The organism is Micromonospora sp. NPDC047134, from assembly GCF_040643455.1.
In the GTDB taxonomy this organism is placed as follows: Bacteria; Actinomycetota; Actinomycetes; order Mycobacteriales; family Micromonosporaceae; genus Micromonospora.
The window spans coordinates 405571-432562 of record NZ_JBEYUI010000001.1 but is presented as its reverse complement, the minus strand read 5'-3'; the positions used below and the strand labels follow the sequence as shown (position 1 = coordinate 432562).

Genomic DNA, 26992 nt, shown 5'->3' with positions numbered 1-26992 from the left:
GGCGTCAGGATGATGCGTGGCGGGCGAGGGGGTTGGTGAGGGCGCCGACGAGTTGCAGAGCGGCCGAGGGGTCGGCCAGGTCGACCATCTGCTGGTTGTCGCGCAGTTGCAGCCGGTTGAGGCAGGACAGGGCGAACTCGGGGGCGAACAGGTCGTAGCGGGCCAGCCGGTCGGCCAGGTGGGGCACCCGGGCGGCGTAGTCGGTGGCGCAGTCGGCGACCGTACGCCAGAAGGTCTCCTCGTCGAGGGTGCCCTGGTCGGCGAGGGTGGCGCCGAGGAACCGGAGGAAGCAGTCGAAGACGTCGGTGAAGATCGACAGCAGCTTCATCTCCTCCGGCACCTCGGCCCGGATCCGTTCGACCGCCGGGGGCAAAGTCGCCTCGGTGCTCATCACCACGATCTCCTCGGCGATGTCCTTGAAGATCACCCGCTGTACGGCGTGGTCGCGCAGCACCAGGATGACGTTCTCGCCGTGCGGCATGAAGGCCAGGTCGTAGGCGTAGAAGGCGTGCAGCAGGGGGGTCAGGTAGGCGTGCAGGTAGCGGCGTAGCCATTGCGCCGGCGCCAGCCCGGAGGCGGTGATCAGTTCGGCGGCGAAGGACCGGCCCTCGGCGTCGAGGTGCAGCAGGGAGGCCATGGTGGCCAGTCGCTCTCCGTCGGCCAGCCCCGGCACCGGGCTCTCCCGCCACAGCGCGGCCAGCATCTTGCGGTACGGCGAGTAGCGGTCGGTGGCGGCCTCGTACTGCCGGTGGCGGTAGCCGACCGCGGCCCGCTCCCGCAGGATCGTCAGGCCGGTGGTCTGGAACACCTCGTCGGCGGCGATCAGGTCGGCCAGCCAGTCGTTGATGGCCGGGGTGGCCTCCATGTACGCCGCCGACAGGCCCCGCATGAAGCCCATGTTCAGCACGGACAGCGCGGTCTTGACGTAGTGCCGGTGGGGGGCGCTGAGGTTGAAGAAGGTGCGGATGGACTGCTGGGCCAGGTAGTCGTCGTCGCTTTCGCCGAGGTGCACCAGGCGGCGGCGGGCCACCTCGCCGGCGAAGGTGACCGACAGCTTGTTCCACCACTGCCAGGGGTGCACCGGAATGAGCAGGTAGTCGGCCAGGTCCAGGCCGAGGGCGGCCATGGTCTCGGCGAACCGGGCCAGGGTCGCCTCGCCCAGTTCGGTGCGGAGCAGGGTGTCGTAGTCCAGGTCGGCGGCGCTGGTGAAGGTGGCGTGGTCGCGGTGGGCGGCCAGCCAGATCAGGCGTACCGGCCGGGCGGCCTCCGGGGCGTAACGGTGGTATTCGTCGACCCCGAAGCCGAGGCGGCCGTTGTTGGCCACGAAGCAGGGATGTCCCTCCGTCATCGAGGTCTCGATGGTCTGGAAGTCGGCCTCGATCAGTTTCGCCGCCCCCGGCAGGGCCCGGTCCAGCTTGTAGGCGCTGCCGGCCAGGGTGGAGTTGATCTCCTCCAGGTAGACCGGCAGGATCCGGTCGCTGAGCCCCAGGGAGGTACGCAGCTCCAGGCAGAGGTCGACCGCGTCGAGGGGGTGGAGTTCCCCGTCGCGGTGCCGGGTGATGCTGTCCGGGTCGATGTCCCAGTGCTCCAGGGTGCGCAGCCGGGCGGCGAACCGGTAGTGGACCATGCCGCAGTCGCTGGTCACCGCGTACCACCGGCGGCCTGCGGCGGCCGGGCCCTGCGGTTCGGGGGTGATCAGCCGTTCGTGGGCGAACTCGGCCAGGGCCTTGCGCACCAGCAGCCGGTTGGCCCGCTCCCAGGTCTGCGGGCGCAGGTGAGCTACCGGGTCGAGGGTGGTCACAGGGTTGCTCCTTGGTCACGGGTGGCGGCGAGGAACCGCTCGCGGGTGCAGATGCTCAGCAGGGCCTGCTTCTCCGGCTTGGCGATCGGCCCGATCACCTCGAAGCCGACGGCCGCGTTGAGTGCGTGCACGGCGGTGTTGCGGAGGTCCGGCTCGACCACCACCCGGACGGTGGTGGGGTCGGCGAACAGCCAGGACATCACCGTGGTGATCACGGCGCGGGTGAAGCCGTGCACCGGGGTCTCGGCGGGGGCGCAGAGGAAGTGCATGCCCACGTCACCGGGCTGGGCCTGGTAGAGCCCGACCAACTCGACCTGGGCCGGGTCGTACCGTTCGGCGAGGAAGGCCGGCTCGCCCCGCCACAGCCCCAGGAAGGCCTCGTGGTGCGGGTGGGCGGCGATCCGCTCGTACTCCTCGATCACCGCGGCCAGGTCGGCGTCCTGCATCAGCCAGAACCCCGCCTTGGGGTGGGTCACCCAGCGGTGCAGCAGCGGGGCGTCGGCGGCCACCTCGAGGGTACGCAGGGCGAACTCCCCCAGCACCGGGTCGATCCGGGTGTGCACGAGGTCGCTCACGCCGGCACCCCGAACTCCTGGAAGGTGATCGACTTCTCGATCGGGTACACCTCCCGGCCGAGCAGCTCCCGGATGATCCAGGAGTTGCGGTACGGGCCCATGCCCAGATCCGGTGAGGTGATGCTGTGGGTGTGGGTGCCGCCGTTCTGGAGGAAGATCCCCCGCCCGGTGTGGTCGACACTGTAGTTGCGGGCCGGGTCGAGACGGCCGTGGGAGTCGAAGCGCAGCCGGTCCCGGATCGGGTCGCAGAAGGCCGGCACCTGGTAGCGGTAGCCGGTGGCCAGCACCAGCCCCTCGGTGTCCAGGGTGTGCTCCCGTCCCTGCTCGACATGGCGCAGCCGCAGGGTGTGCCGGCCGGTGGACCGGTCGTAGGTGACCTGAGTCAGCTCGGTGTTGGTCAACAGTCGGGTGTTCACCGGGCCGGGCACGCTGGTGGCGTAGAGCAGGTCGAAGATGTCGTTGACCAGGTCGGCGGAGATGCCCTTGAACAGCGCCTTCTGCTCGGCCTCCAGGTCGTAGCGGGTCTGCTCGGGCAGGGCGTGGAAGTAGTCCACGTAGTCCGGTGAGGTCATCTCCAGGGTCAGCTTGGTGTATTCCAGCGGGAAGAACCGGGGTGAGCGGGTCACCCAGTTCAGCTGGTAGCCGTACGTGCCGATGTCGGAGAGCAGGTCGTGGTAGATCTCGGCGGCGCTCTGCCCGCTGCCGACGATGGTGATGCTGTCCTTGGCCCGCAGGGCCTCGCGGTGTTCCAGGTAGCGGGAGTTGTGCACCGCGTCGGAGTCCAACCCGGCGCAGGCCTGCGGCAGGTACGGCGGGGTGCCGGTGCCGAGCACCAGGTGCCGGGCCCGGTGGGTGACGGTGTCGCCGCCGACCGTGGCGGTGACCAGATACTGCTCGCTGGACGGGTCGTACTCGACGCTGGTGACCTGGTGACCGAAGCGCAGGTTGGGCAACTTGGCGGCGGCCCACCGGCAGTAGGCGTCGTACTCGGCGCGCAGCGGGAAGAAGCTCTCCCGGATGTAGAAGGGGTAGAGCCGACCGATCTCCTTCAGGTAGGCCAGGAAGGAGTACGGCGAGGTGGGGTCGGCCAGGGTGACCAGGTCGGCCAGGAAGGGGGTCTGCAACCGGGAGGACTCCAGCAACATGCCGGGGTGCCAGGAGACGTCGTCGCGGGCCTCCAGGAACAGCGCGTCAATCTCGGCGAGCGGCGCGGTCAGGCAGGCCAGGCCCAGGTTGTACGGGCCCAGACCGATCCCGATGAGGTCGTAGCTGTCCATCCGGCCCTCCAGGCTGGGGTTCGGCGTCGACATGTTCAGCCCACCGGACAAGAGAGGTCCAAAGTGGACGCGGTGTGGGCGTATCGGCCGGCGTGTTCGGCGATCAGGTCGAGCACGTACGCCACGTCGTCGATGCTGGTCCTCGGGTTGAGCACGGTGAACTTGAGGTACTGCCGACCGTCGACCCGGGTGCCGGCGACCACGGCCAGGCCGGAGGCGGCCAGCGCCGACCGGGCGTGCAGGTTCGCCGCGTCGGCCAGGTGCGCCGGGGTGCCGGCGGGCCGCCAGCGGAACACCACCGTGCTCAGCGCCGAGGGGGTCAGCACCTCGAAGCGGGGGTCGGCGCCGGCCATCTGCCAGGCCTGGGCGGCCCGGTCGCAGACCTCGTCGAACAGTTCCCCGATGGCGTCCGGGCCCATCACCCGCAGGGTCAGCCAGAGCTTGAGGGCGTCGAAACGGCGGGTGGTCTGCAGGGACTTGTCGACCTGATTGGGGATGCCTTCGCTGACCATCCGGGCCGGGTTCAGGTAGTCGGCGTGCCAGGTGGCGTGCCGCAGGGTACGCCGATCACGGACCAGCACCGCGCTGGAGCTGACCGGCTGGAAGAAGGACTTGTGGTAGTCGACCGTCACCGAGTCGGCCCGTTCGATGCCGTCCAGCAGGTGCCGGCGGGTGGGCGAGACCAGCAATCCGCAGCCGTACGCGGCATCGACGTGCAGCCACACCCCGGAGGTGGCGCACACCTCGGCGATCTCGTCGAGGGGGTCGATGGTGCCGAAGTCGGTGGTGCCGGCGGTGGCGACCACCGCCAGCACGGTCAGGCCGGCCCGCCGGCAGCGGCTGATCTCGTGGGCCACGGCACCGGGACGCATCCGCCGGTCCGGGCCGGTCTGCACCACCACGACCGCCTCCGGGGCCAGGCCCAGCAGCTTGGCGGCCTTCTGCACGCTGAAGTGACCGGCGGCCGAGGTGACGATCCGCAGGTGGGGCAGGAGGATCCGACGGTCGGTCGGGCCCGCCCCGGCCAGGGCCTCCTCCCGGGCCAGCAGCAGGGCGTGCAGGTTGGACTGGGTGCCGCCGCTGGTGAACACTCCGTCGGCGGCCGGGCCCAGACCGATCCGGGCGGCGGTCCAGTCGATCAGTCGCCGTTCGATCAGGGTGGCCCCGGCGCTCTGGTCCCAGGTGTCCATCGAGGAGTTGACGGCGCTGAGCACGGCCTCGCCGAGCAGGGCCGGGATGACCACCGGGCAGTTGAGGTGGGCCAGGTAGCGGGGGTGGTGGAACCAGACCGCGTCGCGCAGGTACACCTCGTCGAGTTCGTTCAGGGCGGCCGTGGTGTCGCGCAGCGGCCGGTCCAGGTCGATCGCCGCCACCAGCGGCGCCAACTGCTCCGGCCGGACCCCGGTGAACGGCCCGGTCGCCGTGGCGATCCGCCGGGCCACCCGGTCGGCACCGGCTGTCACCGCGGCCCGGTAGTCGTCGACTGTGCCCTCGTGCAGCAGGTGGGCTCGGGCGGCGCTCGGCGGTGTCGCGGTGTGCACCGGCAGGGTCATGGACGTGTCCTCCACGCTCGGCGGTTCGGTTTTCGGGCAGCCGGAACCCGCCGCCCGCGCGGCGCGCGGCGGGTTGGTGTCGATGCGGGTGGTGGGCGGACGACCGGCGGTCACGGGTCACGCCGGTCGTCCGTGGCGGATCAGGTCAGCTTCTTGGCGCCCTGGATCGCCTTGGCCAGGTCTTCGAGCAGGGGGGCTGCGCCGGCGTACGAGAAGCGGGGCACCGCGTCCCATGGAGTCACCTGGCCGGCCTGCACGGCGGGCAACTGCTGCCAGGTGGGCTTGGCGGCCAGGTCGGCCGGTTGCAGGGCGGTGCTGCGGTTGTCGAGCAGGATCAGGTCGGCCGGGAACTTGCCGGCGTTCTCCCAGCTGAGGGCCTCGAAGTAGTCGCCGGACTCCAGCTTGGTGGGCACCACGATGTCGACCCCGAGTTCGGCGAAGTACATCAGGTCGGTGCTGACCTTGGGGTTGGAGACGTAGAACAGGTCCGGGCTGCCGGAGGCGGCCAGCACCTTGATGCCGGGGTTGGTCTTGACCGCCTGGCGTACCGCCTCGGCGGCGGCCTCGAAGCGGGCCTTGGCGTCGGTGACCCTCGGTGCCGACAGGTCGGCGCCGAGGGACTCGGCGAGGGTGGCGTACCGTTCGATCGGCTTGGTCATCGGGACGCGGGCGGTGGTGATGGTCACCACCGGGGCCAGCGGAAGGATCTTGTCCTTGCTCTCGTCCGGCACGTACCAGTAGGCCCCCGGGTCGTACATGTGGGTGACCAGCAGTTCCGGGCGCAGGGCGGCGTACTTCTCGACGCTGAATTCGCCCCAGACGTTGCCGAGGATCTCCACGCTCTCCACGTCCAGGTCACCGGCCTGCGGCTCCTTGCTGCCGTCGGCCTTCTTCGTCTCGCCGAAGACCCCGACCACCTCGGGCCCTAGTCCGAAATCGACCAGGGCGGCGGCCGAGCCGGTGAAGGCCACCACCCGGGCCGGGCGGGCCTGCGCGGTGACCGTCTCAGGCCGGTCGTCCGTGAAGGACCAGGGTCCGGAGCTGCTGCCGCTGCGGGGTTTCGGGTCCTTCTCCCGGCCGCATCCGGCGAGCAGGGCGGCTAGGGTGGCGGCACCACCGGCGGCCAGCAGGCCCCGACGGGAGAGCCGGTGTGCGGTAACGGGATCAGGCATGGTGTCGTCTTCCGATCGGGTTCACAGGTAGCGATGGACAACCGGCGTTAGGTTAACCTAACCTAACTTGCTGTCAAGTTCCCGCCCGGCGTTTCGCACCGCACTGGAGCCCACCCTGTCCGTCATCGAGTCCTCACCAGCCGAGACGCCGTCCCGGGCACAACCACCGCCCCGGCCGCCTCGGGTGGCCTACCGGGCCGCCGGCCTGGCCGCCGCCGCGGTGGCTCTGGTGACGGTGGCGGTGCTCAGCATCGCCGTCGGGGCCAAGCCGATCCCCCTGCCGCAGGTGTGGGCCGCCCTCACCGACCCCGGGGTCCCCGACTACGCCGTGGTGCACGAGATGCGGCTGCCCCGCACCCTGCTCGGGCTGCTCGCCGGGACCGCCCTCGGGATGGCCGGGGCGGCGATGCAGGCGCTGACCCGCAACCCCCTGGCCGACCCTGGCCTGCTCGGCATCAACGCCGGGGCCGCCGCCGCGATCGCCACGGCATCGTTGCTGTTCGGGGTGGGGGGTGGGACCGGTCAGGTGTGGTTCGCCCTGGCCGGGGCCGCCGCGGTCACCGTGGGGGTCTACGCCGTCGGTGGTGGCCGGGCCGCCACCCCGGCCCGACTGGCGTTGGCCGGTGCGGCCCTCAACGCGGCCCTGTACTCCTACGTCAGCGCGGTGATGCTGCTGGACTCCGCCGGGCTGCAACGGCTGCGGTTCTGGACGGTCGGCTCCCTGGCCAGCGCCGACGACGCCACCGTACGGCGGGTCCTGCCCTTCATCGCGGTAGGCCTGGTGGCCGCCCTGGCCGCCGCCCGACCCCTGAATGCCCTGGCCCTCGGCGACGACACCGCCCGCGCCCTGGGGGCCCGCCCCACCCTGATCCGGGCTGCCGTGATCGCCGCCATCACCCTGCTCTGCGGGGCCGCCACCGCGGCCTGCGGACCGATCGTCTTCGTCGGGCTACTGGTGCCGCACCTGGTGCGTACCCTCACCGGGCCGGATCTGCGCTGGCTGTTGCCGTACTGTGCGCTGCTGGCGCCGGTGCTGCTGCTCGGTGCCGACGTGCTCGGCCGGGTCCTCGGCCGTCCAGGCGAGTTGCAGGTGGGGCTGGTCACCGCCGTGCTCGGCGGTCCGCTGTTCCTGTGGCTGGTTACCCGGACCAGGACGGGCCGCCCATGATCGTGATTCGGGTTCCGGGTGGGCTGTCGCTGCGGCTGCACCTGCGCGCCCTGGCCGTCGGGGCGACCGGGGTGCTGCTGACCCTGGCCGTCGGGGTCCTGGCGGTCGGCCACGGCGACTACCCGATGTCCCCGGCCGACGTGCTGCGCACCCTGACCGGGGGCGGCAGCCCGGCCGAGGACTTCATCGTCCTCGAACTGCGCCTGCCCCGGCTGGTCACCGCGCTGGCCGTGGGCGCCGCCCTGGGTCTGGCCGGTGGGGTGTTCCAGGCTTTGGTCCGCAACCCGCTGGGCAGCCCGGATGTGCTCGGCTTCACCCAGGGGGCGGCGACCGGGGCACTGATCGTGGTGGTCGTCGGCGGCAGCAGCGCCGCCCTGGCCGGGGCCGCCGCGGTCGGCGGGGTGCTCACCGGCCTGCTGATCTACCTGGTCGCCTGGCGGCGTGGGGTCCACGGCTACCGGCTGGTGCTGGTCGGCATCGGGGTGTCGGCAATCCTCACCGGCGTCAACGGCTACCTGCTGACCCGCGCCCCGCTGATGGAGGCGGCCCGGGCCATGCTCTGGCTCACCGGCAGCCTGGACGGGAGGGGCTGGTCCGAGGCCACCCCGCTGCTGGCGGCCCTGGCGGTGGCCCTGCCGGTGCTGCTGGCCTGCGGTCCGGCGCTGCGGATGACCGAGTTGGGCGACGAGGCGGCCACCGGGCTAGGGGTGCCGGTGCCCCGGCTGCGGATGCTGCTGCTGGCCACTGCGGTGCTGCTGGTCTCCCTGTCGGCGGCCGCCGCCGGGCCGGTGTCCTTCGTCGCCCTCACCGCCCCGCACCTGGCCCGTAGGCTGACCCGGGCACCCGGCACCAACCTGCTGCCCGCCGCGATCATCGGCGCGTTGATCATCGTGGTCGCCGACCAGGTGGCCCAGCGGGCCTTCCCCAGTCAACTGCCGGTCGGTGTGGTGACCGGGGTGCTCGGCGGCGGGTACCTGGTCTGGCTGCTGGCCACGCAGCGCCGGGCGGGCCGGCTGTGACCGGCGACAACGAGAACGGAGCAACCAGCATGCCGACCTCCCGGCTGGGTGGCAGCGGACTACGGCTGGCCTACGAACGGCGGATCGTCGCCGAGGACCTGACCGTCGAGGTGCCGGACCGGTCCTTCACGGTCATCATCGGCCCGAACGCCTGCGGCAAGTCCACCCTGCTGCGGGCGTTGTCCCGGCTGCTGAAACCGGCCGCCGGGGCGGTGCTGCTGGACGGGGAGGACATCCAGCGACGGCCGGCCCGGGCGGTGGCCCGTACCCTCGGACTGCTCCCCCAGTCACCGATCGCACCGGACGGCATCGGGGTGGCCGACCTGGTGGCCCGGGGCCGCTACCCGCACCAGGGGCTGCTGCGTCAGTGGTCCCGCGAGGACGAACGGATCGTGGCCGAGGCGATGGCCGCTACCGGGGTCGCCGACCTGGCCGACCGGCTGGTCGACGAGCTCTCCGGCGGCCAGCGGCAACGGGTCTGGTTGGCCATGGCGCTGGCCCAGCAGACCCCCCTGCTGCTGCTCGACGAGCCGACCACCTACCTGGACATCGCCCACCAGATCGAGGTGCTCGACCTGTGCGCCCGGCTGCACGAGGAGCAGGGCCGTACTCTGGTCGCGGTGCTGCACGACCTCAACCACGCCGCCCGCTACGCCACTCACCTGATCGCGATGCGCGGCGGGCGGGTGGTGGCCGCCGGGGAACCCGGCCGGATCGTCACCGCCGAACTGGTCGAGGAGGTCTTCGGGCTGCCCTGCCGGGTCATCGAGGACCCGGAGACCGGCACCCCCCTGGTCATCCCGGCCGCCCGGATCCGCACGGCAGGCCGGGCATGAGCAAGCGCTACCGCGACGGGTACGGGATTCCGCATCTGCGGGCCGACGATCACCTGGCGCTGGCCTTCGCCCAGGGCCAGGTCACCGCGCGGGACCGGGCCTGGCAGATCGAGGTGGAACGGCACCGGTCCCAGGGCACCAGCGCCGCTTTCCTCGGGCCGGAGGCGTTGGCCTGGGACAGCTTCGCCCGCCGGGTACGCCTGGACGACACCGCCCGCCGCTGCCACGCCGCCCTCGACCCGGCTACCGCCGCCTGGGTGGGCCGCTACGTCGAGGGGGTCAACGCCGGGCTGGCCGCCGGGGCGGCGCGGGCCCCCGAGTTCGCCGCCACCGGGCTGAGCCCCGGACGCTGGGAACCGTGGACACCCCTGGCGATCTGGCTCGGCCACCATGTGCTCTTCGCCGGCTTCCCGGGCAAGCTCTGGCGCGAACACGTGATCCGCCGGCTCGGTCCGGGCGCGGCCCGGCTGTTCGCCGTCGACGGGCACCTCACCTCCGGCAGCAACGGCTGGCTGCTCGCCGCCGACCGCACCGCCACCGGGGCGGCGTTGATCGCCGGTGACCCGCACCGGTTCATCGAGGCCCCCGGCATCTACCAGCAGATCCGGCTGGCCTGCCCGGCGTACGACGTGCTCGGCTTCGCCGTGCCCGGGGTGCCGGGCATCGCCCACTTCGGGCACGCCGGCAGCCTCGCCTGGGCCATCACCAACGCCTCCGCCGACTACCAGGACGTGTACGCCGAACGCCTGCGCCGCGACGGTGAACTGGTGCAGGCGTACGGGCCGCAGGGGTGGCAGCCGGTGCACCGGCAGGTCGAGACCATCGAGGTGGCCGGTGGCGCACCGGTCGAGGTCGAGGTGATCGAGACCGAGCGGGGGCCGGTGATCTCCGGGGGTCCGGACGAGCAGCCCGAGGTGACCGTCAGCCTGCGGTATCCGCCCCGGGTCACCGGGGATCTGGGTTTCGCCGTACTGCCCGCCCTGCTGCACGCCCGTACGGTCGACGACCTGGACGCCGCCCTCGACGGATGGGTGGAGCCGGTCAACGTGGTGCTGGCCGCGGACACCGCCGGTGGGCTGCTGCACCGGGTGGCCGGCCGGGTCCCCCGCCGCCACCCGGACAACGGGCTGCGGGTGGTGCCCGCCTGGGAGCCGGGGTACGCCTGGCAGGGCTGGCATCCGATGCCGAAACGCCCGGTGGACCAGGTGGCGGTGATGGCCAACGAACGGGGCATCTCCGCCGGGCTGGGGGTGGAGTACGCCCCGCCGTACCGGGCCGACCGGATCCGTGAGCTGCTCGGCGAGCGCACCGACTGGCGGACCGAGCAGCTGGCCGCCGTACACACCGACACCTACCTGGCGGCGGCCGGTCCCCTGCTGGACCTGCTGGCCGAGGTGGATGGACTCAGCGCTCAGGGGCAGGCGCTGCGGGACCGGCTGCTGCGCTGGGACCGCCGGATGGCCGCCGACAGCCGGGACGCGGCCCGCTTCGCCGACCTGCGGGCGGCCGTGGTCCACGCCCTCGCCGCCCATCCGGCGCTGGCCGAGCTGACCGCACCACCGGCCCACCCGGAGGTGTTCGCGCCCTGGCTGACCCTGCCTACCCGGATCGGGTACGCCCTGCCCTCCCTGCTCCGCGCCGACCTGCCCGGCCTGGACCCGGTGGAGCTGGTGCGGGCGGCGGCCGAACAGGTCGCGGCGGCGGACGACACCCGCCCCTGGGGCGAGCGGCACCGGCTGGCACCGTGGCGGGCCCTGCCCGACCCGGCCGCCCCGCCGGGACCGGAACTGGCCGGGGACCACGACTGCGTGCTGGCCACCTCCAGCCTGCCCGGGGTCACCGACCTGTGCGGGCGCGGCCCGTCCGCCCGCTACGTGTGGGACCTGGCCCGGCGGGAGAACAGCCGGTGGGTGGTGCCGCTGGGCGCCACCGGCGCCGGGCCGCATCACGACGACCAACTACCCCGGTGGGTACGCGGTGAGCTGATCGAGGTGACCTGCGACTGGGACCGGCTGACCGAGGAGACCGATGACTGACCACTACCGACGGCAGGTCCCCGGCTTCGGGACGGTCACCTTCCGGCCGGTCGACCCGGAGGCCGACGCCGAGGTCATCCACGGCTGGGTCAGCCAGGAACGGGCCCGGTTCTGGGGGATGCGCGACGCCGACCGCGACCGGGTGGCCGAGATCTACCGGTACGTCGACTCCCTGCCCACCCACCACGCCTGGCTGACCCTGCGCGACGGGCAGCCGGTGGCGCTGTTCCAGACCTACCAGCCCGAACACGACCCGGTCGGCGAGTGCTACCCGGTACGCCCCGGCGACCACGGCGGTCACCTGCTGATCGGCACCCCGGTACGCCCCGAGCCGGGCTTCACCGGCACCCTGCTGGCCGAGTTCATCGCCTTCGTCTTCACCGACCCCACCCGGCGGCGGCTGGTGATGGAGCCGGACGCCCGCAACGACAAGGCGATCGCCCGGCTGAAGCGGGCCGGTTTCGTCGAAGGACCCCTGATCGACCTGCCGGACAAGCGGGCCCGGTTGATGTTCCTCAACCGCGCCCCGCACCCCGCCGCTCCGGCGCAGGGGCGGTGATCCGGCCGCCACTGTGTCGGACCCGGGTGATTGGATCGGCGGGACTCGAAGGGGGCACGGTGGGACGCAACGCGATCATCTTCCACGGGACCGGCGGCAAACCGACCTACTGTTGGTACCCGTGGCTGGCCGAGCGGCTCGCCACCCGGGGGTACGCCGTCGAGGTGCCGCACCATCCGGGCATCAACATCGAGCCGATCACCACCTTGCTACCTAAGCTGCTGAGCAGCCACACCTTCGACGAGGACACCGTCCTGGTGGGTCATTCCGGCGGGGCGGCCCTGCTGCTGGCCCTCCTGGAACATCTGGAGGTGACCGTGGCCCAGGCGATCCTGGTGGCCGGCTACTGCACCCCACCCCACACGGAGGAGGAGCCGGTCCTGCAACCGAGCTACGACTGGGCCGCGATCCGGGACCATGTGCGGGACATCTACTTCATCAACTCCCGCACCGATCCGTACGGCTGCGACGACCGGCAGGGACGCGCCATGTTCGAGCGGCTCGGCGGCACCCAGATCGTGCGCGACGACGGGCACTTCGGCGACCACGACCAGCCGTACGAGCGGTTCGACCTGCTCGACCGGCTCATCCCCTGAGGATTCGCGCCAGGTCGGTCCCGCAGCGTGGCCACCGCCGCCCGTGCCGGTGCCTTCGGCTGAGCCGCTGGGGTGTTCAGGACCCTAGGGAGTCGAGCCGCGCGATCCTGCGGGCCCCGGCCGTCCGTCGGTAGCTGGCGTCGAGCAGCTCACCGACCTCGTCCCAGTCGGTGTCGTCGGTCAGGTCCACCCCCACCCACCCGTAGGCCCCCAGGTAGGCCGGCACGAAGCACCGCTCCTCCGTCAGCAGGGCCGTACGCTCCTCGGGGTCGACCAGCACGATCACCGACTGATCGTGCTGGCGATAGCCGCCGTCGACCTTCACCGAACCGCCGTAGTAGGCGAAGACCTTGGTGGTGAAGAAGGCCGGACGCCCATGGGAGACCTTCTCGGCCGCGTCGGGAAAGGCCAGGGCCAGCGTCCGCACCCGGCCCAGAATCGGGTCTGCCTCGTCGAACATGATGGGATGCGGCATGTCAGCAGGTAACCACATCCCGGGTGCTGCGCGATGCCCCAACAGGTAACGACGGCCGCTGGTACCGAGCCGACCAGCTCACCGGCGTCTCGACCCGTCTGCGCTATCAGCTCGACAGGGCCGGAGACCGCCACCAAGAGGGGGACCCGGGCGCTCAGGCCGGCTCGCAGCGTTCCGACAGGGCGTAGCGGGTCAGCACCACGTCGCCGATCTGGCGGGCCTCGACCACCTGGGCCCGTCGAGCGGAATGCCACGGGAAGCGGCCGTCACCGACGAAGCGGGGTGCCCGGCGGTCGCCCACGAAGAAGGGTGCCACCACCAGGTGCAGTTCGTCGGCCAGCCCGGCGGTGAGGAACTGGCCGTGGACCAGGGCGCCCCCTTCCACCAGCAGTCGGCGTACCCCCCGGTCGGCCAGGTCGGTCAGGGCCCGGGCCAGGTCGATCGGGTCACCGGCGTCGACCACTGTGGCCCGCTCCCCCAGCCGGTGCCGGGTCTTCTCACACGCGGCGCTGGCACAGTAGACGATCCGTTCGGTGTCACCGACGGTGAAGAACCGGGCCGTCGGGTCCAGGTCCCCGCAGCCGGTCACGGTCACCCGGATCGGGGACTCCGGCAGGCCACGGGCGATCCGGTCGCCGCGGCGATCCGCGCAGCGCACCAGCAGCCGGGGGTCGTCGCGGCGGACCGTGCCGGCGCCCACCAGGATGGCGTCGCAGCTGGCGCGTACCTCGTCGACCCGGTCCAGGTCGGCGTCGTTGGACAGCATCAGCCGTTCGTCGCTGGCGTCGTCGATGTAGCCGTCGATCGAGGTGGCGCAGCTGAGCAGCACGTACGGCCGACGGGCCGTGGCCCGGCCGGTCACCGGACGGCGGGGAGGTCGGCGGCGCGGGCGGCGCGGCTGGCCTTGGCCGCCAGGTAGTCGGCGTTGGCCGGGGAGAGGAACACCCCGGTGGGCACCTGCTCGGTCACGGTGACACCGAGCCTGCTGAGCTGGTCGGTCTTCTCCGGATTGTTCGTCAGCACAGCGATCGGCCCGACCCCCAGGGCGGCGAGCATCTGCGCGGCGACCGTGTAGTCCCGCTCGTCCTCGTCATGGCCCAGGGCCACATTGGCCTCGAAGGTGTCCAGCCCGGCGTCCTGGAGGGCGTAGGCGTCGAGCTTGGCGTACAGACCGATGCCGCGACCCTCCTGCCGCAGGTAGAGCAGGTACCCGCCGACCTCCGCGATGCGCTGCACGGCCTCGCGCAACTGGGGACCGCAGTCGCAGCGCTGACTGCCGAACACGTCGCCGGTCAGGCACTCGCTGTGCGGACGGACCAGCGGCACCGCCCCGTTGGTGTGGTCGCCGAGGGCGAAGGCGAGGTGTTCGCGGCCGTCGACCAGCCCGTCGAAGGTGTGCAGCCGGGCGGTGGTGTGGTAGCCGTCGGAGAAGCGCAGCGGCACGGTGACCTGCGTCCGGATGGTGGCGACAGGCAGTGATTCGGACATGGCTCTCCTCGTCATACGGTGGCGGGTACACGGACACGACGGGCCAGCAGCACGGCCGCCCCCGGCAGGCTCGCGACGAGCACCAGGGCGCCGTACACCGTTGCGGTGACCACCCCCTCGGCGGCGGTCAGGCCGGCGGCGGCGAAGGCCCACGCGGCCACCCCCTCGCGGGGGCCGAACCCGGCGACGTTGGCCGGCACCCCCATCGCGAGCAGGGCCAGCAGGGTCAACGGCAGCAGCAGGGTCAGCGGGGCGGTGGAACCGACCGTGCGGGCGGCCACCAGGAAGGTGGCCAGGTTCCCGGCGGCCACCAGGGCGGAGGCGACCAGCACCCCGACCCAGACCCGTCGGCCCAGCAGCCCACGACGCACGTCGGACACGGCGCCGACCAGGGTACGGGTGAACCGGGAGGCACCGGAGTCCGGCAGCAGGCGGGCGGCCAGCACCACGACCCCGAAGGCAGCCAGCACGACCAGGGTGGCCACCGGCAGGTACGGCTGCACCGGCGACGGGAAGGCGAACAGCAGCACCACGGCCAGGGCTACCAGCACCACCTGACCGGCTACCCGCTCCCAGACCACGGCCCGGATGCCCCGACCCAGGTCACCGACGTCACGGCCGTGGCGCACCGCCCGGTGCACGTCGCCGAGGATCCCGCCGGGCAGGGTGGCATTGAGGAACACCGACCGGTAGTAGTGGGCCACCGCCTCACGCAGCGGCAGCCGCACCCCGAGCCCACCGGCCACCAGGCTCCACCGCCAGGCGGCACAGACCGTGGTGAGGACCCCGAGGGCCAGGGCGGCGGCCAGGGCGGGGGCGTCGATCAGCCGCAGCCCGACCAGGAAGGGGTCGATGCCCAGCCAGCACAGCAGCCCCACCAGTACGGCGAGCCCGAGCGCCAGACGCAGCCAGCCCCAGAAGGACCGGCCGGCCGGGGCGGCCGGGGACCCGGCGCCACCAGCTTCATCCGCCACGCAAGCCTCCCCGGCATGGTGATCTTTCCCTGACTGTACGCACGTAACCGGCACGCCGCCGGTTCAACGAGGGACGGCCAGCAGGTCGGTGTGGTCGACCAGTACCCCGAGTCGGCCCGCGTTAGCCTCCTGTCGCCGACGCTGGGCGTACTCACGGGTCCGGTCGACCAGTTCCGGGCGTTGCGCGCAGGCCGCCTCCAGCCAGCCGTCGAACCACTGCCCGGTCAGGGCGGCCTGCTCCGGCCCCAGCCGCCAGGGGCTGGGCCGGGTCCGCACGGTCATCCCGTGCCGGGTGAACCCGGCGGCGCAGGCCTCCACGGCGTCCGGCCCGAGCAACTGCCGGCCGCCCACGGCACGACGTTGGTGGGCGTTGAACGCCTCCGCGACCTCGGCGTCCAGGGGGTCGGCCGGGGTCAGCCGCACAGTGCCGGTGACCGAGATCAGGAACAGGGCCGGGCAGCCGGCCCTCGCACAGGCGGCCACCAGCCGGTCGATCTCGGCTCCGGTCAGCATGTCGAGCAGGGCCGAGGCGCTGACCAGCGCCGCACCCGCCAGGTCGGTGGCGCTCAGCCGGGTCAGGTCACCCCGACGGGTCTGCACCGTCACCGGGGCGCCGTCGGCGGCGCGGGTGGGCATGTTCGCGCAGGCCCGGGCCAGCAGGTCGGGGTCCTGATCGTGCAGGATCCAGTGTTGCGGGCCGGGCAGCAGGGGGGCCAGCCAGCGGCCCAACGACCCGGTGCCGGCCCCGAGGTCGTGCACCACGTACGGCCGGTCACCGGTCAACGTGGCACGTACCGCCTCGACCAGGTCGGTGGCGCGGGCGGCCACGTCGGCCGGTTCCCGCAGCGCCAGCCACTGGGCGAAGTCCGGCGGCAGCTCGATGGGCACCTCCTGGACTGTCCGGTGTTCGGTCATGACGCCATCGCCTCTTCCAGGGCCGTGGTGATCCGGGCGGTGGTGCTGGTCCAGTCGTCGAGGGTGGCTCGGCGCCGGGCTGCGGCGCCACGCAGTCGCTCGCGCAGGGTGGGGTCCTCCAGCCAGCGCCGCAGCGCCTCGGCCAACGCCTGCGGCTGCTCCGGGGGCACCAGCAGCCCCGGGCGTTCCCCGGCCACCCGGCCGAGGGTGTCGGGCAGGCCACCGACCGCGGTGGCCAGCACCGGGAGGCCGCAGGCCAGGGCCTCGGTGACCACCATCGCGTAGGTCTCCCCCCGTGAGGGGTGCACCAGCAGGTCAGCGGCGGCGTACTCGGCGGCCAGCCGGTCACCGGTCAGCGGACCGGTCAGCCGGATCCGGTCACCCAGGCGGTGGGTGGCTATCCGGGTGCGGAGCCGGTCGACGAAGTCCGGTTCCCGGTGCAGGGGGCCTACACAGGTCAGGGTCCAGGGCCGGTCGGCCACCCCCGCCAGCGCCTCGATCAGCAGGTCCTGGCCCTTGTGGGCGGCGACCGCGGCGACGCAGAGCAGCGCCGACCCGGCCGGCGATCCGGCTACCGGCGGCGCCGGGTCCACCCCGGGGGCGGCGACATGCACCAGGGACGGCGGTAGGGCGTACCGGTGCAGCAGCCGGTCCCGGGTCCAGGTGCTGGTGGCGACGATGGCGGCGGCGGCGGCCAGGGCCCGCGCCTCGGTGTCGTCGTCGCGGGGCAGGTGCACCAGCGGGACCAGCCGCAACCGGCCGGCGTGTGCCGCCAGGACCTCCGGCACCACCGAGGCGACCAGCCCGTCGATCAGGACCAGAGCCCCCTCGGGCAGAGTGGTGAGCAGTTCGGCGAGCCGGGCCTGCTCCGCCGCCGTCGGGGTCGGCCACGATCCCGGTACGGGATGTTCGTGCACCGACCAACCGGCGCCGGCCAGTCCGGCGCAGACCCGCCGGTCGTAGCCGTTGCCGCCGCTGGGGGTGGTCGGGTCGTCGATGTCGCCGGGCAGGACCACGTGCACGGTCGGCATGTCAGGCGCCGGTGCCGCTCGCCCCCGACAGTGACCGTTCGTAACTGGCCCAGGCGACATGCGACTCGTGCAGGGTGACCGTGAGGCCGGTCAGCCCGTGCGCCCCCGCCCCCAGGTCACCGGCGTGCACCCGGTCGGCGAGCCGGTCGGCGATGGTGCGGGCCAGCACCTCCGTGGTGGTGTTGGTGCCGGCGAAGGCGGGCTCCTCGTCCAGGTTGCGGTAGTTCAGCTCGGCCAGTACCGCCTTGAGCTGGTCGGTGGCCAGTCCGATGTCGACCACGATGCCGTCGGGGTCGAGATCCGGGCGGCGGAAGGTGGCGTCGACCACGAAGGTGGCACCGTGTAGCCGCTGCGCGGGGCCGAAGACCTCGCCCTGGAAACTGTGGGCGATCATGATGTGGTCACGGACGGTCACACTGAACACGGATTCACTCCCCGTCGTAGGTGATGAGGTGGCACAGCGCGGGCAGGCTGCCCGCGCTGAGTCGAGCGAGGACCTCGGGCAGTTCCGCGAAGGCCGACCGCCCGGTGATCAGGGTGTCGAACACCGGGTCGGCCAGCAGGTCCAGGGCCAGGGCCATCCGGTCGGCGTAGCCCCGGCTGCTGCGCCGGGCGGGGGCTATCCGGCCGACCTGGCTGCTGCGGATGGTCAGCCGTCCGGAGTGGAACGCCGCCCCCAGGGACAACTCCACGGCGCGGTCGCCGTACCAGCTCAGTTCCAGCACGGTCCCCTCGGGAGCCAGCAGGTCCAGGCCGAGTTGCAGGCCGGCGGCGCTGGCACTGGCGTGCACCACCAGGTCCCGCCGGCCGGTCGCGGCCTGCGGCGCGGCGAAGTCGACCCCCAGGGCGGCGGCCACCTCGGCCCGGGTGGGGTCGGTGTCGACAAGTTCCACCGCCACCCCGGGGAAGCGGGCCAGCAGGGCCGCCACGGCGCAACCGACCATGCCGGCGCCGACCACACTGACCCGGTCGCCGAGCAGGGGTGGTGCGTCCCACAGTGCGTTGACCGCGGTCTCCACCGTGCCGGCCAGCACCGCGCGGGAGGCCGGCACCTGCTCCGGTACGACCGTCACCGCGTCGACCGGCACCACATAGGCGCTCTGGTGCGGATACAGGCAGAACACCGTACGTCCGCGCAGGTGGGCCGGCCCCCGCTCGACCTCGCCGACGCTGAGGTAGCCGTACTTGACCGGGGCCGGGAAGTCGCCCTCCTGGAAGGGGGCGCGCATGGTGGCGTACTGGCTTTCCGGCACCTGGCCGGTGAAGACCAGGGTCTCGGTGCCCCGGCTGACTCCGGAGAACAGGGCGCGTACCTGCACCTCGTCCGGGCCGGGCTCGGGTAGCGTCACCGGACGGAGCTCTCCCGCACCGGGTGCGCGCAGCCAGAAGGCGCGGGCGGGTCGCGTCACGGGCAATTCTCCTCACCTGCGTCCGGACCGAACCGATCCGTCATGTTTTCCGTACTTCTCGACAGGGGTCGTCGATCATAAACACGGAGGCACGGTGTCCACAGTTCGAACCGGTCCGTACATCGGGCTGATCGTCCAGGTTGTCCTATTGGCCGGGCTCGCCATGACGGTAGGTCTCGGTGTCGCGGGCTGGCTGGCGGGCCTGGCGTACGGGGTCGGGACCTGCCTGGCGCTGCTACGGGGACTGGGGCGCGCCGGCTCATCCCGGCTGGGTCCGGCCGACTGGGTCACCATGGGTCGTGGCCTGCTGGTCGGGGCGGTGACCGCACTGATCGCCGAGGCCCTGCTCACCGGGCGGCCCGCCCCGGCGGCGGTGCTGGGCGGCCTGGCCGCGGTGGCGTTGGCCTTGGACGCCGTGGACGGCAAGGTGGCCCGGCGCACCGGCACGGCCAGCGCGTTCGGCGCCCGCTTCGACATGGAGGTCGACTCCATTCTGGTGCTGGTGCTGAGCATCTACGTGGCACCCTCCGTCGGGATCTGGGTGCTCGCCATCGGCCTGATGCGGTACGCCTTCCTCGCCGCCGGCGGGGTACTGCCCTGGATGGACGCCCGGCTGCCGTACCGGTACTGGCGCAAGGTGGTGGCCGCGGTCCAGGGGATCACCCTGGCCGTCGCCGCCTCCCCGGTACTGCCCGCGCCGGTGAACACCCTGCTGCTGGTGGTGGCGCTCGGCCTGCTGGTCGAGTCGTTCGGTCGGGACGTGGTCTGGCTGTGGCGGCACCGGGTGCCGCGTACCGCCGCCGCGATCGTCGTGGCGACCGCTCCCCGGGGGGTACGCCCGCTCGACCGGGTGGACGAACGCGACCTGTCCGCCGCGCCCGTGCTGTCGCTGCGCTGATCGGGAGAAACCAGTTGTCGACCTCTGATGCGGTGCTGACGACCAGCACCGACGAGAGCCACCCCACGACCGACTCCGCAGCCGAGGCGACCAGCGTCGACAAGCCGGTCAGCCGGCGTCGGCGGGTGCTGTCCCGAGTGGTCACCGTGCTGGCCGTCACCCTGGTGCTGGCCGCCTTCACCCTGCCTCACCAGCCCTGGCGGATGCAGCCCGGGGCCTTCCTGCGGATCCCGCTGGAGGCCCTGCTGCTGGCCGCCGCACTGCTGGCCCTGCCCGGCCGACCCCGCCGGATGGTCGCCGCCCTGGCCGGGCTGCTGCTCGGCCTGGTGGTGCTGGTGAAGATCGGCGACCTGGGTTTCTACTCCTCGTTGGGGCGCCCGTTCGACCTGGTGTTGGACTGGTCCCTGCTGGACGAGGCGTTCGCCTTCCTGGCCGAGTCGATCGGTCGGCCTGCGGCGACCGCCATCGCCGTGGGGGTGGTGCTGGTGCTGGTGGCCCTGCCGGTGCTGACCGCCCTGTCCACCGTACGACTGTCCAAGCTGCTGGTGCGCCACCGCACCGCCAGCACCCGGGTCCTGGCGTCGCTGGTGCTGGTGTGGGCTCTGCTCGCCGTCTTCCAGGCGCGGGTCGTGACCGGGGTGCTGGTCGCCGACACCAACGCCAGCGCGATCGTCTACGACCACGTGGCGGAGGTACGGGAGCGGATCAACGACCGGGCGGCCTTCCGCAACGAGGTGGGGACCGACCAGTTCCGGGACGTACCGGCCGACCAGTTGCTGACCGGGCTGCGAGGCAAGGACGTCCTGATCGCCTTCGTGGAGAGTTACGGCCGGGACGCCGTCTCCGACCCGGAGTTCGCCTCGGTGCAGCGGCTGCTGGACGAGGGCGCCGGTCGGTTGCAGGCGGCCGGATTCTCCTCGCGCAGCGGATTCCTCACCTCACCGACCATCGGCGGCGGCAGTTGGCTGGCGCACGCCACCCTGCTGTCCGGGTTGTGGATCGACAACAACCAGCGACACAAGAGCCTGCTGGCCAGTGACCGGTTCACCCTGGGGGAGGCCTTCCAGGGCGCCGGCTGGCGTACCGTCGGGGTGATGCCGGCGGTCAACCAGGCCTGGCCGGAGGGGAAGTTCTACGGCTACGAACAGTTCTACAACGGCCCCGACCTCGGCTACCGGGGCCCCCGGTTCGCCTTCTCCCCGATGCCGGACCAGTACGCCATCAACGAGTTCCACCAGCGGGAACGGGTCGGCACACGGGACCGTCCGGTGATGGCCGAGTTGGCCCTGGTCTCCAGCCACTCCCCCTGGACCAAGGTGCCCTCCCTGGTCGACTGGGCGGACATCGACGACGGCGAGGTGTTCCGCAAGGGCATCATCGGTACCCCGGCGGCGCAGGCCCGGACGGGTTACCGGCACGGGGTCAGCTACACCCTGCGTACCCTGATCTCCTACCTGGAGACCTACGGCGACGACGACACCGTGCTGGTGATCGTCGGTGACCACCAGCCCGCCCCGGTGATCACCGGGGACAATGCCAGCGCGGACGTGCCGATCCACCTGCTCGCGAAGGATCCCGCCGTACTGGAGCGGATCGCCGACTGGGGCTGGCAGGACGGTCTGACCCCGGATGCCGCCGCCCCGGTCTGGCCGATGGACTCCTTCCGGGACCGTTTCCTCACCGCCTTCGGCTCCACCCCGGCCCGCCCGCAGGCCCACTCCCGCTGACGGTGCGGCCGGCGGTGGTCGTACCGCCGGCCGCACCCCCGCATGCGGCTACCGTCGGTGGTGGCCGGCTGCCGCTAGCGTCGGCTCCACTGCTGGTTGGGCTGGCCGTTGCAGGTCCACAGGATGAGCCGGGTGCCGTTGGCCGATGCCCCACTGTTGGCGTCCAGGCAGAGGCCGGACTGTACGCCGGTGACGGTGCCGTTGGCGTTGAAGTTCCACTGCTGGTTCGTTCCGCCGTGGCAGTCGTAGATGGTGACCCGGGTGCCCGGGGAGGTGCCGTACCCCTCGGCGTCCAGGCACTTGTTGCCGTAGACCGTCAGGGCCCGACCGGAGGTGTAGCTCCACTGCTGGTTGGTGCCGCCGTGACAGTCCCACAACTGCAACTGGGTGCTGTTGGCCGTGCTGTAACCCGGCACGTCGACACACCGGCCGGATTGGTTGCCGACGATCGCGCCGGTGCCGGGAGCCGGGGTGGGGGTGGGCGTGGGGGTGCCGCCGTTACCGGGGGTGCCGATGCTGCCGGGCACGGACTGCAGGGCGTTGTACCAGACCGCGGCCATCTTGTCGTAGCCGTTGGCGGTCGGGTGAACGCCGTCGATCAGGTCGCCGGTGGTCAGGGCGGCGTGCATGTTGACCAGGTGCACCCGCTTGCCCGCGTTCACCTTGCTCTGCACGATGCCGGGGATCGCCGCGTTGAAGGTGCGTACCGCCGCCGCCTGGTTGGTGTTCGACAGGGTGATGATCTGCGCGACGAACACCTCCGCGGTGGGAGCGGTGTTGGTGATCCGGTCGATCAGGGTGGAGAGCCGGTTCGGGGCGGTGCTGACCTGGTAGTTCTGGAGTATGTCGTTGGTGCCGATGTGCAGCAGCACGGTCTGCGGCCGCTGGGTGTTCAGCCAGTTGACGATGTTGGCGTCAATCTGGTCGATGCGCCAGCCCGGGTGCCCCTGATGGTCCCGGTCACCGAGGCTGGTCGGCCCGTTGAACTGCGACCCGACGAAGTCCACCGTGTATCTGCCGTTGACCAGGCGCTGCCACAGGCCGATCCGGTAGCCCCCCGGGATCTGGGTGCCCTCGGTGATCGAGTCACCGAGCGGCATCACCCGCACCCCACCGTTGGACTCCGCGCTGGCGGCCCCGCCCGACACCACCACACCGCTGACCGCGAGAGCGACCGCAGCCGCCACCGCAAGCCATCGCGCCTTCCTACCCATCCCCACTCCTGCCACTAGTCCCGCAGCTCACTGAAACTGTGAGCGCTAACACTCATAGGAGTCGATATTCCCACCCCCACCCACCCCCGTCAACATCCACTCCCACTCCCGCCCCGCCACGGCTGACCTCGCCCCGTCCCCGCCCCGCCGGCCCGACCCACCCCGGCGATCTTGCGCTTTGTGTCGCCGCATAAGCCACAAAAGCCGTGTAACAGCGACCAAAAGTGCAAGATCAGCGCGGACAGGGGCGCGGACAGGGAGGGCGGGCGGGGCGAGGGGCAGCCAGGGTGGGGTCAGGGAGTGGGTTTTTGGGCTATGAGGATGTCGCGGACGATGGCCTGGTCGACGCGGTGAGAGAGGGTGCGCCAGGGGCCGTGGTCCAGCACGGTCAGGCCGGCGGCGGTCAGCTGTTCGGCGGCGGCCTCCCGGCGGGCCACATTGGTGTTCCAGGAGATGCCGAGCGCGCCGCCGGGGCGCAGCAGCCGGGCCCAGCCCGGCACGGCCGCGGCGAGCAGGGCCAGAGGGTCGCGGGCCAGCCCGTCGTTGGTACGACTGCCGTGCTGCACGCCGTACGGTGCGTCGGCGACCACCAGGTCGACGCTCTCCGGGCGGAAGAACTCACCGACCCGGGTGGTGTCGGCGCTTACCACGTCCACGGTCTGCACGTCGCCGGCCTTGTGCGCCTCCTTCGAGGCGGCCAGTTCCAGCCGCAGTCGACGGCCGACCACCTTGCGTTCCCGGCGTACCGGACCGGACTCCAGCACCCGGTGCTTGACCCGTTTGCGCTTGAGCCAGGTGGTGAGGAAGGCCTGGTACGCCTCGAAGTCCTTGCTGTCGCGGTCCAGGCCGGCGGCGTGGAAGCCGTACATCATGGCCTGGTTGAGGGTGGTCCCCCGGCCGCACAGCGGATCGAGTACCCGGAACCGCCGGGTCAGCAGCTCGTCGGCCGAGTCCGAGGCGAGCAGGGTGAGGTTGAGCAGCAGCTTGGTGAACTGCTCGTTGGTCTTGCCGGGGTACTTGAGGATGGTGATCAGGTCGTCGTCGAAGCGGTCCAGCCGGGTCAGCGGCACCGGGCGCAGCAGATCCTCGACGAACTCGAAGATGGCGTACGCGCTGGACAGGTTGCTCAGCAGCGCCACCTCCCGCTCGCTGAGCCCCTCCTCGACCTCGAAGGTGACGTAGTCGACCCCGCCCACGGTGGCCGTCTGCACCGCCCCGAGGCGTCCGCCGAGCACCCGCTCGCCGAAGATCTCCAGTTCCGCCCGCGTCAGCTCGACCGCCGCCCCGGAGTACACCCGGTTGCTCGAAGGCAGGATCAGTACCCCATACCGTTTCACGACCAGCCACTATTCCACGGCGGCAGCCGCCCTCCCCCGCCGCCCCGCGCAGCGGGGTGGTGCCCGCAGGTCCACCGTCGGACCTGCGGGCACCACGTGATCGAGTGGTGTCAGGGTCAGGCGGGCAGGCCGCCGACCTGGGTGTTGATCCAGGAGCGGATCGAGGGCAGGTCACCGTAGATGGACGGGGCGGTGGCGCAGGTGGAGCTGTTGTTACCGGCGCGGCTGGTCGCACCGATCACGTTCCACACGCCGTTGATCTTCCGCACCTGGGGGCCACCGGAGTCGCCGTAGCAGGCACCGGCGTTGCCGTTGGTGTTGTTGGTGCAGATCTCGTACGGGCCGTTGATGCCCAGGCACCGGCTGTCGGCCACGATCGAGGTGTCCAGCTCGTGCGCGACGGTCGGGGCGGAGCCGCAGCCCCGGGGGGCGCAGGTCTGGCCCCAGCCGATGATCCGGGTGGCGGTGCCGACCGCACCCGAGGTGGTCGGGATCGGGGCCGGCGCGTAGGTGACCGAGCTGGCCAGCTGGAACAGCTTGACGTCGATGCTCGGGTGGTTGACCGCCCGGCTGACCCGGACCACGGTGCCGCCGCTGCTGCGGTTGGTGCTGCCCACCCGCACCGAGGAGGGGGTCGAGCAGTGCTTGGCGGTGACCACCCAGTTGGCCTTGATCAGGGTGCCGGTGCAGCCGGAGGTGTAGACCAGCCAGGGGTAGTTCTCGGTGGCCGGGCGCCCGTTGACCACCTGGATGCCGATCCCGCCGGTCTCGTCCCCGGTCCAGGTGTAGGTCTCGGCGACCTCGGCGGTGCTGCGGCTGCCGGCGAAGAGCTGGTTGACCCGGCTGGCCTCGGCAGCGCTGGGGTTGGCGTTGGTGCAGGACACCGGGGCGCTGCTGCCGGACATCAGGTCCGAGCAGAGGCCGGTACGCCGGTCGGGCAGGCCGAGGATGTGACCGAACTCGTGGGTGGCGATGCGGGTGCGGTGGTAGCCCTGGTTGACCGCCTGCCAGCCCATCCAGATCCGGCCGGAGCCGAGCCCGGTGACCTGGGCCCGGGGCCAGCCGGTGTCGACCAGGATGGTCACGTTGGCGGGAGTGCCGGGCACCAGCCGGACGTTGCTGACCTTGCTGTTCCAGATCTGGGCGGCCTGGTCGAAGTTGGTCCGGAACTCGCCGGCCCGACTGGCGTCGTAGTAGACGGTTCGGGCGGCGGAAGCGCCGGCGGCGGTGGCCACCTGTAGCCCGGTCGCGGCCAGCACCGCTGCCAGCGCGACGGTTGCCGCGCGCAGCAGTCGTCGTCGGATCATCTCTACTCCCCTGCGGATACCCGTGGCGCATCGACGCACCACGATCGATGTCCGTGGATGTTAGTAGAGATCGGTCAATAGGGTGTCATCGCGGAAGTGTCATACCGCCTTACCGGCTGTTACCCCGCTGTGACGTCATGGTGAAGGCTCGGTGTCGAGGCGTGTCGATGGTGGAGTCCACGAACGTCGGCCCGCACGGGCTGGCCGACGGCAGAGAGGAGACCGCGATGCGGATCAGCAGAACCCTGGCCGCCCTGACGGTGACCTGCGTCGTACTCCTGACCACCGCCGCCACGACCGCCACCGCCGGTACGACGACGGCGGCCACCGGTGAGCCGTACTGCGCGATCACCTGGGCCACTGCCTTCACCACCGCCACCTGCGGCACCGGCTGCCGGGGCGGCTACCGGCTGACCCTCCGCTACCGGCTGGCCCGGGAGCAACCCGGCACCATCGAGGCGTACGAGGTGTCCGCCGTCGACGGCTCCCCCACGAAGCTGGTCTCCGTACCGGTGACCCTGACCGCCACCCGGTAGGGGCCGTCACCGGCGCCGGCGGCGTCCCCTGGTCCGGGTCCGCCGCTGCACCGGCGGCTTGGGCAGCACGAGGGTGCCGACCTCGGCGGCCGACCCGGCGTCAACGGCGTCAGCGGCCGAGGCGACCGGGGCGGCCGAGGCGGCCGAGGCGGCCTCCACCCGACCGGCGGCCGTGCCGATGAGTTCCTGCTCCGGCAGCCGCCGTTCCAGGTCGGCGATGATGGCCTGCACCCGGGCCAACTGCTCACGGACCGACGGCTCCTCCTCGGCGTGCCCACCGGTCGGGCGGTCGCCCCGCTGGGCGGCGACCTGCTCGTCCTGGTGCGCCTCCTGCAGAGCGGTCAGCACCAGACCCACCAGCAGATTGGTCAGCAGGTAGCAGGCGGCCACCATGTAGGAGACGTAGTACAGCACCGCCCAGCCGGTCACCTCACGGCCGGCCTGGAGGGTGTCCGTGATGCCGTCCAGCGACAGCAGCAGGAACAGGGTGAGCATGGCCTGCCCGACGCTGCCGTACTCCTCCGGGTACGCGGTGCCGAACAGCATCCAGCCCAGCATCGCGTACCCGTACAGCAGCAGGGCGGTGACCAGCAGGAAGCTGGCCAGTCCGGGCAGGCTGCGCCGGATGCCGACCAGGATCACCCGCAGGCTGGGGAACAGTCGGAACGCCCGGACGATGCGGGCCAGCCGCAACAGCCGCAGCAGGGTCACGTTCTCCCGCACCCCGGGCAGCAGCGGGGCGGCCACGATCAGCAGGTCGAAGACGTTCCACCGGTCCCGGAAGAACCCGCCGAAGGTCGGTGCGTGGGCACCGAGACGCACCAGCAGTTCCAGCACGAACAGGGTGAGACAGACGTACTCGACCGCCCGCAACGCGCTGCCCACGATCGCTACGACGACACCGTAGGTCTCCAGGCCCAGGGCCACCGCGTTGACGATGACCACGGCGAAGCTGGCCAGGTTGAACCAGGAGGCGCCGACGAGGGCCTGGCACCGGGCGGCCAGCCGGTGCAACGGACCACGGACAGTGCGCGTCATCTCACTCCTCGCCCGGCTACGACCGGACGGCAGCCTATGACACCCCTGGAA

25 protein-coding genes and 1 pseudogene are annotated in these 26992 nt (G+C 71.9%); 9 read left to right on the top strand and 17 right to left on the bottom strand.

The genetic code is table 11. The features are described from left to right. Positions 1-4: 4 nt before the first annotated feature. The 5 genes from ABZ795_RS01820 to ABZ795_RS01800 all read right to left on the bottom strand — a co-directional run bounded on the left by ABZ795_RS01820 (position 5) and on the right by ABZ795_RS01800 (position 6378). Entirely contained in the window at positions 5-1801 is a 1797-nt protein-coding gene (locus tag ABZ795_RS01820) for an IucA/IucC family siderophore biosynthesis protein (protein WP_357528018.1), read from the bottom strand. Next, the gene (locus tag ABZ795_RS01815) at positions 1798-2376 is read right to left on the bottom strand and encodes a GNAT family N-acetyltransferase (protein ID WP_357528016.1); all 579 of its coding nucleotides are present in this window, start codon (positions 2374-2376) and stop codon (positions 1798-1800) included. The genes ABZ795_RS01820 and ABZ795_RS01815 overlap by 4 nt, the downstream gene beginning before the upstream one ends. Next, positions 2373-3653 carry a SidA/IucD/PvdA family monooxygenase gene (locus tag ABZ795_RS01810; protein WP_357528316.1) on the bottom strand — a complete coding sequence of 427 codons (1281 nt, stop codon included), beginning with the start codon at positions 3651-3653 and terminating at the stop codon, positions 2373-2375. The genes ABZ795_RS01815 and ABZ795_RS01810 overlap by 4 nt, the downstream gene beginning before the upstream one ends. A 35-nt stretch (positions 3654-3688) precedes the next feature. Further along, positions 3689-5206, bottom strand: coding sequence for an aspartate aminotransferase family protein (locus ABZ795_RS01805; protein WP_357528314.1), 1518 nt, complete (start codon positions 5204-5206; stop codon positions 3689-3691). Positions 5207-5346: 140 nt separating this feature from the next. Further along, positions 5347-6378 carry an ABC transporter substrate-binding protein gene (locus ABZ795_RS01800; protein WP_327026014.1) on the bottom strand — a complete coding sequence of 344 codons (1032 nt, stop codon included), beginning with the start codon at positions 6376-6378 and terminating at the stop codon, positions 5347-5349. A 67-nt stretch (positions 6379-6445) separates the two neighbouring features. Here ABZ795_RS01800 and ABZ795_RS01795 point away from each other — a divergent pair, with 67 nt between their 5' ends. Genes ABZ795_RS01795 through ABZ795_RS01770 form a run of 6 tightly spaced genes read left to right on the top strand, consistent with a single transcriptional unit; the run spans position 6446 to position 12592 of the window. Beyond that, on the top strand, positions 6446-7546 hold the full coding sequence (locus tag ABZ795_RS01795; RefSeq protein ID WP_327026015.1) for an iron chelate uptake ABC transporter family permease subunit: 1101 nt from the start codon (positions 6446-6448) through the stop codon (positions 7544-7546). After that, a complete protein-coding gene (locus ABZ795_RS01790; protein WP_327026016.1) occupies positions 7543-8565 on the top strand; it encodes an iron chelate uptake ABC transporter family permease subunit in 1023 nt (340 codons plus the stop codon). Before ABZ795_RS01795 ends, ABZ795_RS01790 begins: the two co-directional genes overlap by 4 nt. 29 nt (positions 8566-8594) lie before the next feature. Then, entirely contained in the window at positions 8595-9401 is an 807-nt protein-coding gene (locus ABZ795_RS01785) for an ABC transporter ATP-binding protein (protein ID WP_327026017.1), read from the top strand. Beyond that, positions 9398-11437 carry a penicillin acylase family protein gene (locus tag ABZ795_RS01780; protein WP_357528013.1) on the top strand — a complete coding sequence of 680 codons (2040 nt, stop codon included), beginning with the start codon at positions 9398-9400 and terminating at the stop codon, positions 11435-11437. The genes ABZ795_RS01785 and ABZ795_RS01780 overlap by 4 nt, the downstream gene beginning before the upstream one ends. Next, positions 11430-11996 (top strand): GNAT family N-acetyltransferase, encoded by a 567-nt coding sequence (locus tag ABZ795_RS01775; protein ID WP_357528011.1) that lies wholly within the window; start codon positions 11430-11432, stop codon positions 11994-11996. Before ABZ795_RS01780 ends, ABZ795_RS01775 begins: the two co-directional genes overlap by 8 nt. Positions 11997-12055: 59 nt before the next feature. Continuing rightward, positions 12056-12592 carry an alpha/beta hydrolase gene (locus tag ABZ795_RS01770; RefSeq protein WP_357528009.1) on the top strand — a complete coding sequence of 179 codons (537 nt, stop codon included), beginning with the start codon at positions 12056-12058 and terminating at the stop codon, positions 12590-12592. A gap of 76 nt (positions 12593-12668) precedes the next feature. Here ABZ795_RS01770 and ABZ795_RS01765 read toward each other — a convergent pair whose 3' ends face one another. The 8 genes from ABZ795_RS01765 to ABZ795_RS01730 all read right to left on the bottom strand — a co-directional run bounded on the left by ABZ795_RS01765 (position 12669) and on the right by ABZ795_RS01730 (position 18884). Continuing rightward, positions 12669-13067, bottom strand: a complete 399-nt coding sequence (locus tag ABZ795_RS01765; RefSeq protein ID WP_357528007.1) for an MmcQ/YjbR family DNA-binding protein — start codon at positions 13065-13067, stop codon at positions 12669-12671. Between the two features lie 154 nt (positions 13068-13221). Then, positions 13222-13929, bottom strand: coding sequence for a dihydrofolate reductase family protein (locus tag ABZ795_RS01760; RefSeq protein ID WP_327026022.1), 708 nt, complete (start codon positions 13927-13929; stop codon positions 13222-13224). Then, positions 13926-14555 carry a GTP cyclohydrolase II gene (gene ribA, locus ABZ795_RS01755; protein ID WP_327026023.1) on the bottom strand — a complete coding sequence of 210 codons (630 nt, stop codon included), beginning with the start codon at positions 14553-14555 and terminating at the stop codon, positions 13926-13928. The genes ABZ795_RS01760 and ribA overlap by 4 nt, the downstream gene beginning before the upstream one ends. 11 nt (positions 14556-14566) lie before the next feature. Continuing rightward, the gene (locus ABZ795_RS01750) at positions 14567-15529 is read right to left on the bottom strand and encodes a lysylphosphatidylglycerol synthase domain-containing protein (protein WP_357528004.1); all 963 of its coding nucleotides are present in this window, start codon (positions 15527-15529) and stop codon (positions 14567-14569) included. A 63-nt stretch (positions 15530-15592) separates the two neighbouring features. Further along, complete coding sequence (locus tag ABZ795_RS01745; protein ID WP_327026025.1) at positions 15593-16444, bottom strand: class I SAM-dependent methyltransferase; 852 nt, start codon at positions 16442-16444, stop codon at positions 15593-15595. Further along, positions 16441-17475 carry a glycosyltransferase family 4 protein gene (locus tag ABZ795_RS01740; protein WP_327026026.1) on the bottom strand — a complete coding sequence of 345 codons (1035 nt, stop codon included), beginning with the start codon at positions 17473-17475 and terminating at the stop codon, positions 16441-16443. Before ABZ795_RS01740 ends, ABZ795_RS01745 begins: the two co-directional genes overlap by 4 nt. Position 17476: 1 nt before the next feature. After that, the gene (locus tag ABZ795_RS01735) at positions 17477-17899 is read right to left on the bottom strand and encodes a 6-carboxytetrahydropterin synthase (RefSeq protein ID WP_357528002.1); all 423 of its coding nucleotides are present in this window, start codon (positions 17897-17899) and stop codon (positions 17477-17479) included. Positions 17900-17903: 4 nt separating this feature from the next. Further along, positions 17904-18884: a zinc-binding alcohol dehydrogenase gene (locus tag ABZ795_RS01730; protein ID WP_327026028.1), complete on the bottom strand. Its 981-nt coding sequence runs from the start codon at positions 18882-18884 to the stop codon at positions 17904-17906. Positions 18885-18978: 94 nt separating this feature from the next. Here ABZ795_RS01730 and ABZ795_RS01725 point away from each other — a divergent pair. Further along, positions 18979-19668: pseudogene (locus tag ABZ795_RS01725) on the top strand (CDP-alcohol phosphatidyltransferase family protein); the annotation flags it as partial. After that, on the top strand, positions 19656-21509 hold the full coding sequence (locus ABZ795_RS01720) for a sulfatase (protein WP_357527999.1): 1854 nt from the start codon (positions 19656-19658) through the stop codon (positions 21507-21509). The pseudogene ABZ795_RS01725 and the gene ABZ795_RS01720, both read left to right, overlap by 13 nt. Before the next feature lie 74 nt (positions 21510-21583). Here the strand turns inward: ABZ795_RS01720 and ABZ795_RS01715 are convergent, their stop codons facing one another. The 3 genes from ABZ795_RS01715 to ABZ795_RS01705 all read right to left on the bottom strand — a co-directional run bounded on the left by ABZ795_RS01715 (position 21584) and on the right by ABZ795_RS01705 (position 25367). Then, positions 21584-22723 carry a ricin-type beta-trefoil lectin domain protein gene (locus tag ABZ795_RS01715; protein WP_357527998.1) on the bottom strand — a complete coding sequence of 380 codons (1140 nt, stop codon included), beginning with the start codon at positions 22721-22723 and terminating at the stop codon, positions 21584-21586. Between the two features lie 293 nt (positions 22724-23016). Then, positions 23017-24060 carry an SAM-dependent methyltransferase gene (locus tag ABZ795_RS01710; protein ID WP_357527996.1) on the bottom strand — a complete coding sequence of 348 codons (1044 nt, stop codon included), beginning with the start codon at positions 24058-24060 and terminating at the stop codon, positions 23017-23019. Positions 24061-24176: 116 nt separating this feature from the next. After that, positions 24177-25367, bottom strand: a complete 1191-nt coding sequence (locus ABZ795_RS01705; protein ID WP_327026034.1) for a snapalysin family zinc-dependent metalloprotease — start codon at positions 25365-25367, stop codon at positions 24177-24179. 167 nt (positions 25368-25534) lie between these two features. On the opposite strand from ABZ795_RS01705, the gene ABZ795_RS01700 reads away from it, so the two are divergent. Beyond that, positions 25535-25903 (top strand): Gmad2 immunoglobulin-like domain-containing protein, encoded by a 369-nt coding sequence (locus ABZ795_RS01700; RefSeq protein WP_357527993.1) that lies wholly within the window; start codon positions 25535-25537, stop codon positions 25901-25903. Positions 25904-25909: 6 nt separating this feature from the next. Here the strand turns inward: ABZ795_RS01700 and ABZ795_RS01695 are convergent, their stop codons facing one another. Next, complete coding sequence (locus ABZ795_RS01695; RefSeq protein WP_357527991.1) at positions 25910-26941, bottom strand: ion transporter; 1032 nt, start codon at positions 26939-26941, stop codon at positions 25910-25912. Positions 26942-26992 lie beyond the last annotated feature (51 nt).

Coding starts and splice junctions, on each gene's coding strand:
- ABZ795_RS01810 (WP_357528316.1), bottom strand. CDS start 3,653: ATGGACAGCTACGACCTCATCGGGATCGGTCTGGGCCCGTACAACCTG.
- ABZ795_RS01805 (WP_357528314.1), bottom strand. CDS start 5,206: ATGACCCTGCCGGTGCACACCGCGACACCGCCGAGCGCCGCCCGAGCC.
- ABZ795_RS01800 (WP_327026014.1), bottom strand. CDS start 6,378: ATGCCTGATCCCGTTACCGCACACCGGCTCTCCCGTCGGGGCCTGCTG.
- ABZ795_RS01790 (WP_327026016.1), top strand. CDS start 7,543: ATGATCGTGATTCGGGTTCCGGGTGGGCTGTCGCTGCGGCTGCACCTG.
- ABZ795_RS01785 (WP_327026017.1), top strand. CDS start 8,595: ATGCCGACCTCCCGGCTGGGTGGCAGCGGACTACGGCTGGCCTACGAA.
- ABZ795_RS01780 (WP_357528013.1), top strand. CDS start 9,398: ATGAGCAAGCGCTACCGCGACGGGTACGGGATTCCGCATCTGCGGGCC.
- ABZ795_RS01775 (WP_357528011.1), top strand. CDS start 11,430: ATGACTGACCACTACCGACGGCAGGTCCCCGGCTTCGGGACGGTCACC.
- ABZ795_RS01765 (WP_357528007.1), bottom strand. CDS start 13,067: ATGCCGCATCCCATCATGTTCGACGAGGCAGACCCGATTCTGGGCCGG.
- ribA (WP_327026023.1), bottom strand. CDS start 14,555: ATGTCCGAATCACTGCCTGTCGCCACCATCCGGACGCAGGTCACCGTG.
- ABZ795_RS01745 (WP_327026025.1), bottom strand. CDS start 16,444: ATGACCGAACACCGGACAGTCCAGGAGGTGCCCATCGAGCTGCCGCCG.
- ABZ795_RS01740 (WP_327026026.1), bottom strand. CDS start 17,475: ATGCCGACCGTGCACGTGGTCCTGCCCGGCGACATCGACGACCCGACC.
- ABZ795_RS01715 (WP_357527998.1), bottom strand. CDS start 22,723: ATGGGTAGGAAGGCGCGATGGCTTGCGGTGGCGGCTGCGGTCGCTCTC.
- ABZ795_RS01705 (WP_327026034.1), bottom strand. CDS start 25,367: ATGATCCGACGACGACTGCTGCGCGCGGCAACCGTCGCGCTGGCAGCG.
- ABZ795_RS01700 (WP_357527993.1), top strand. CDS start 25,535: ATGGTGGAGTCCACGAACGTCGGCCCGCACGGGCTGGCCGACGGCAGA.
- ABZ795_RS01695 (WP_357527991.1), bottom strand. CDS start 26,941: ATGACGCGCACTGTCCGTGGTCCGTTGCACCGGCTGGCCGCCCGGTGC.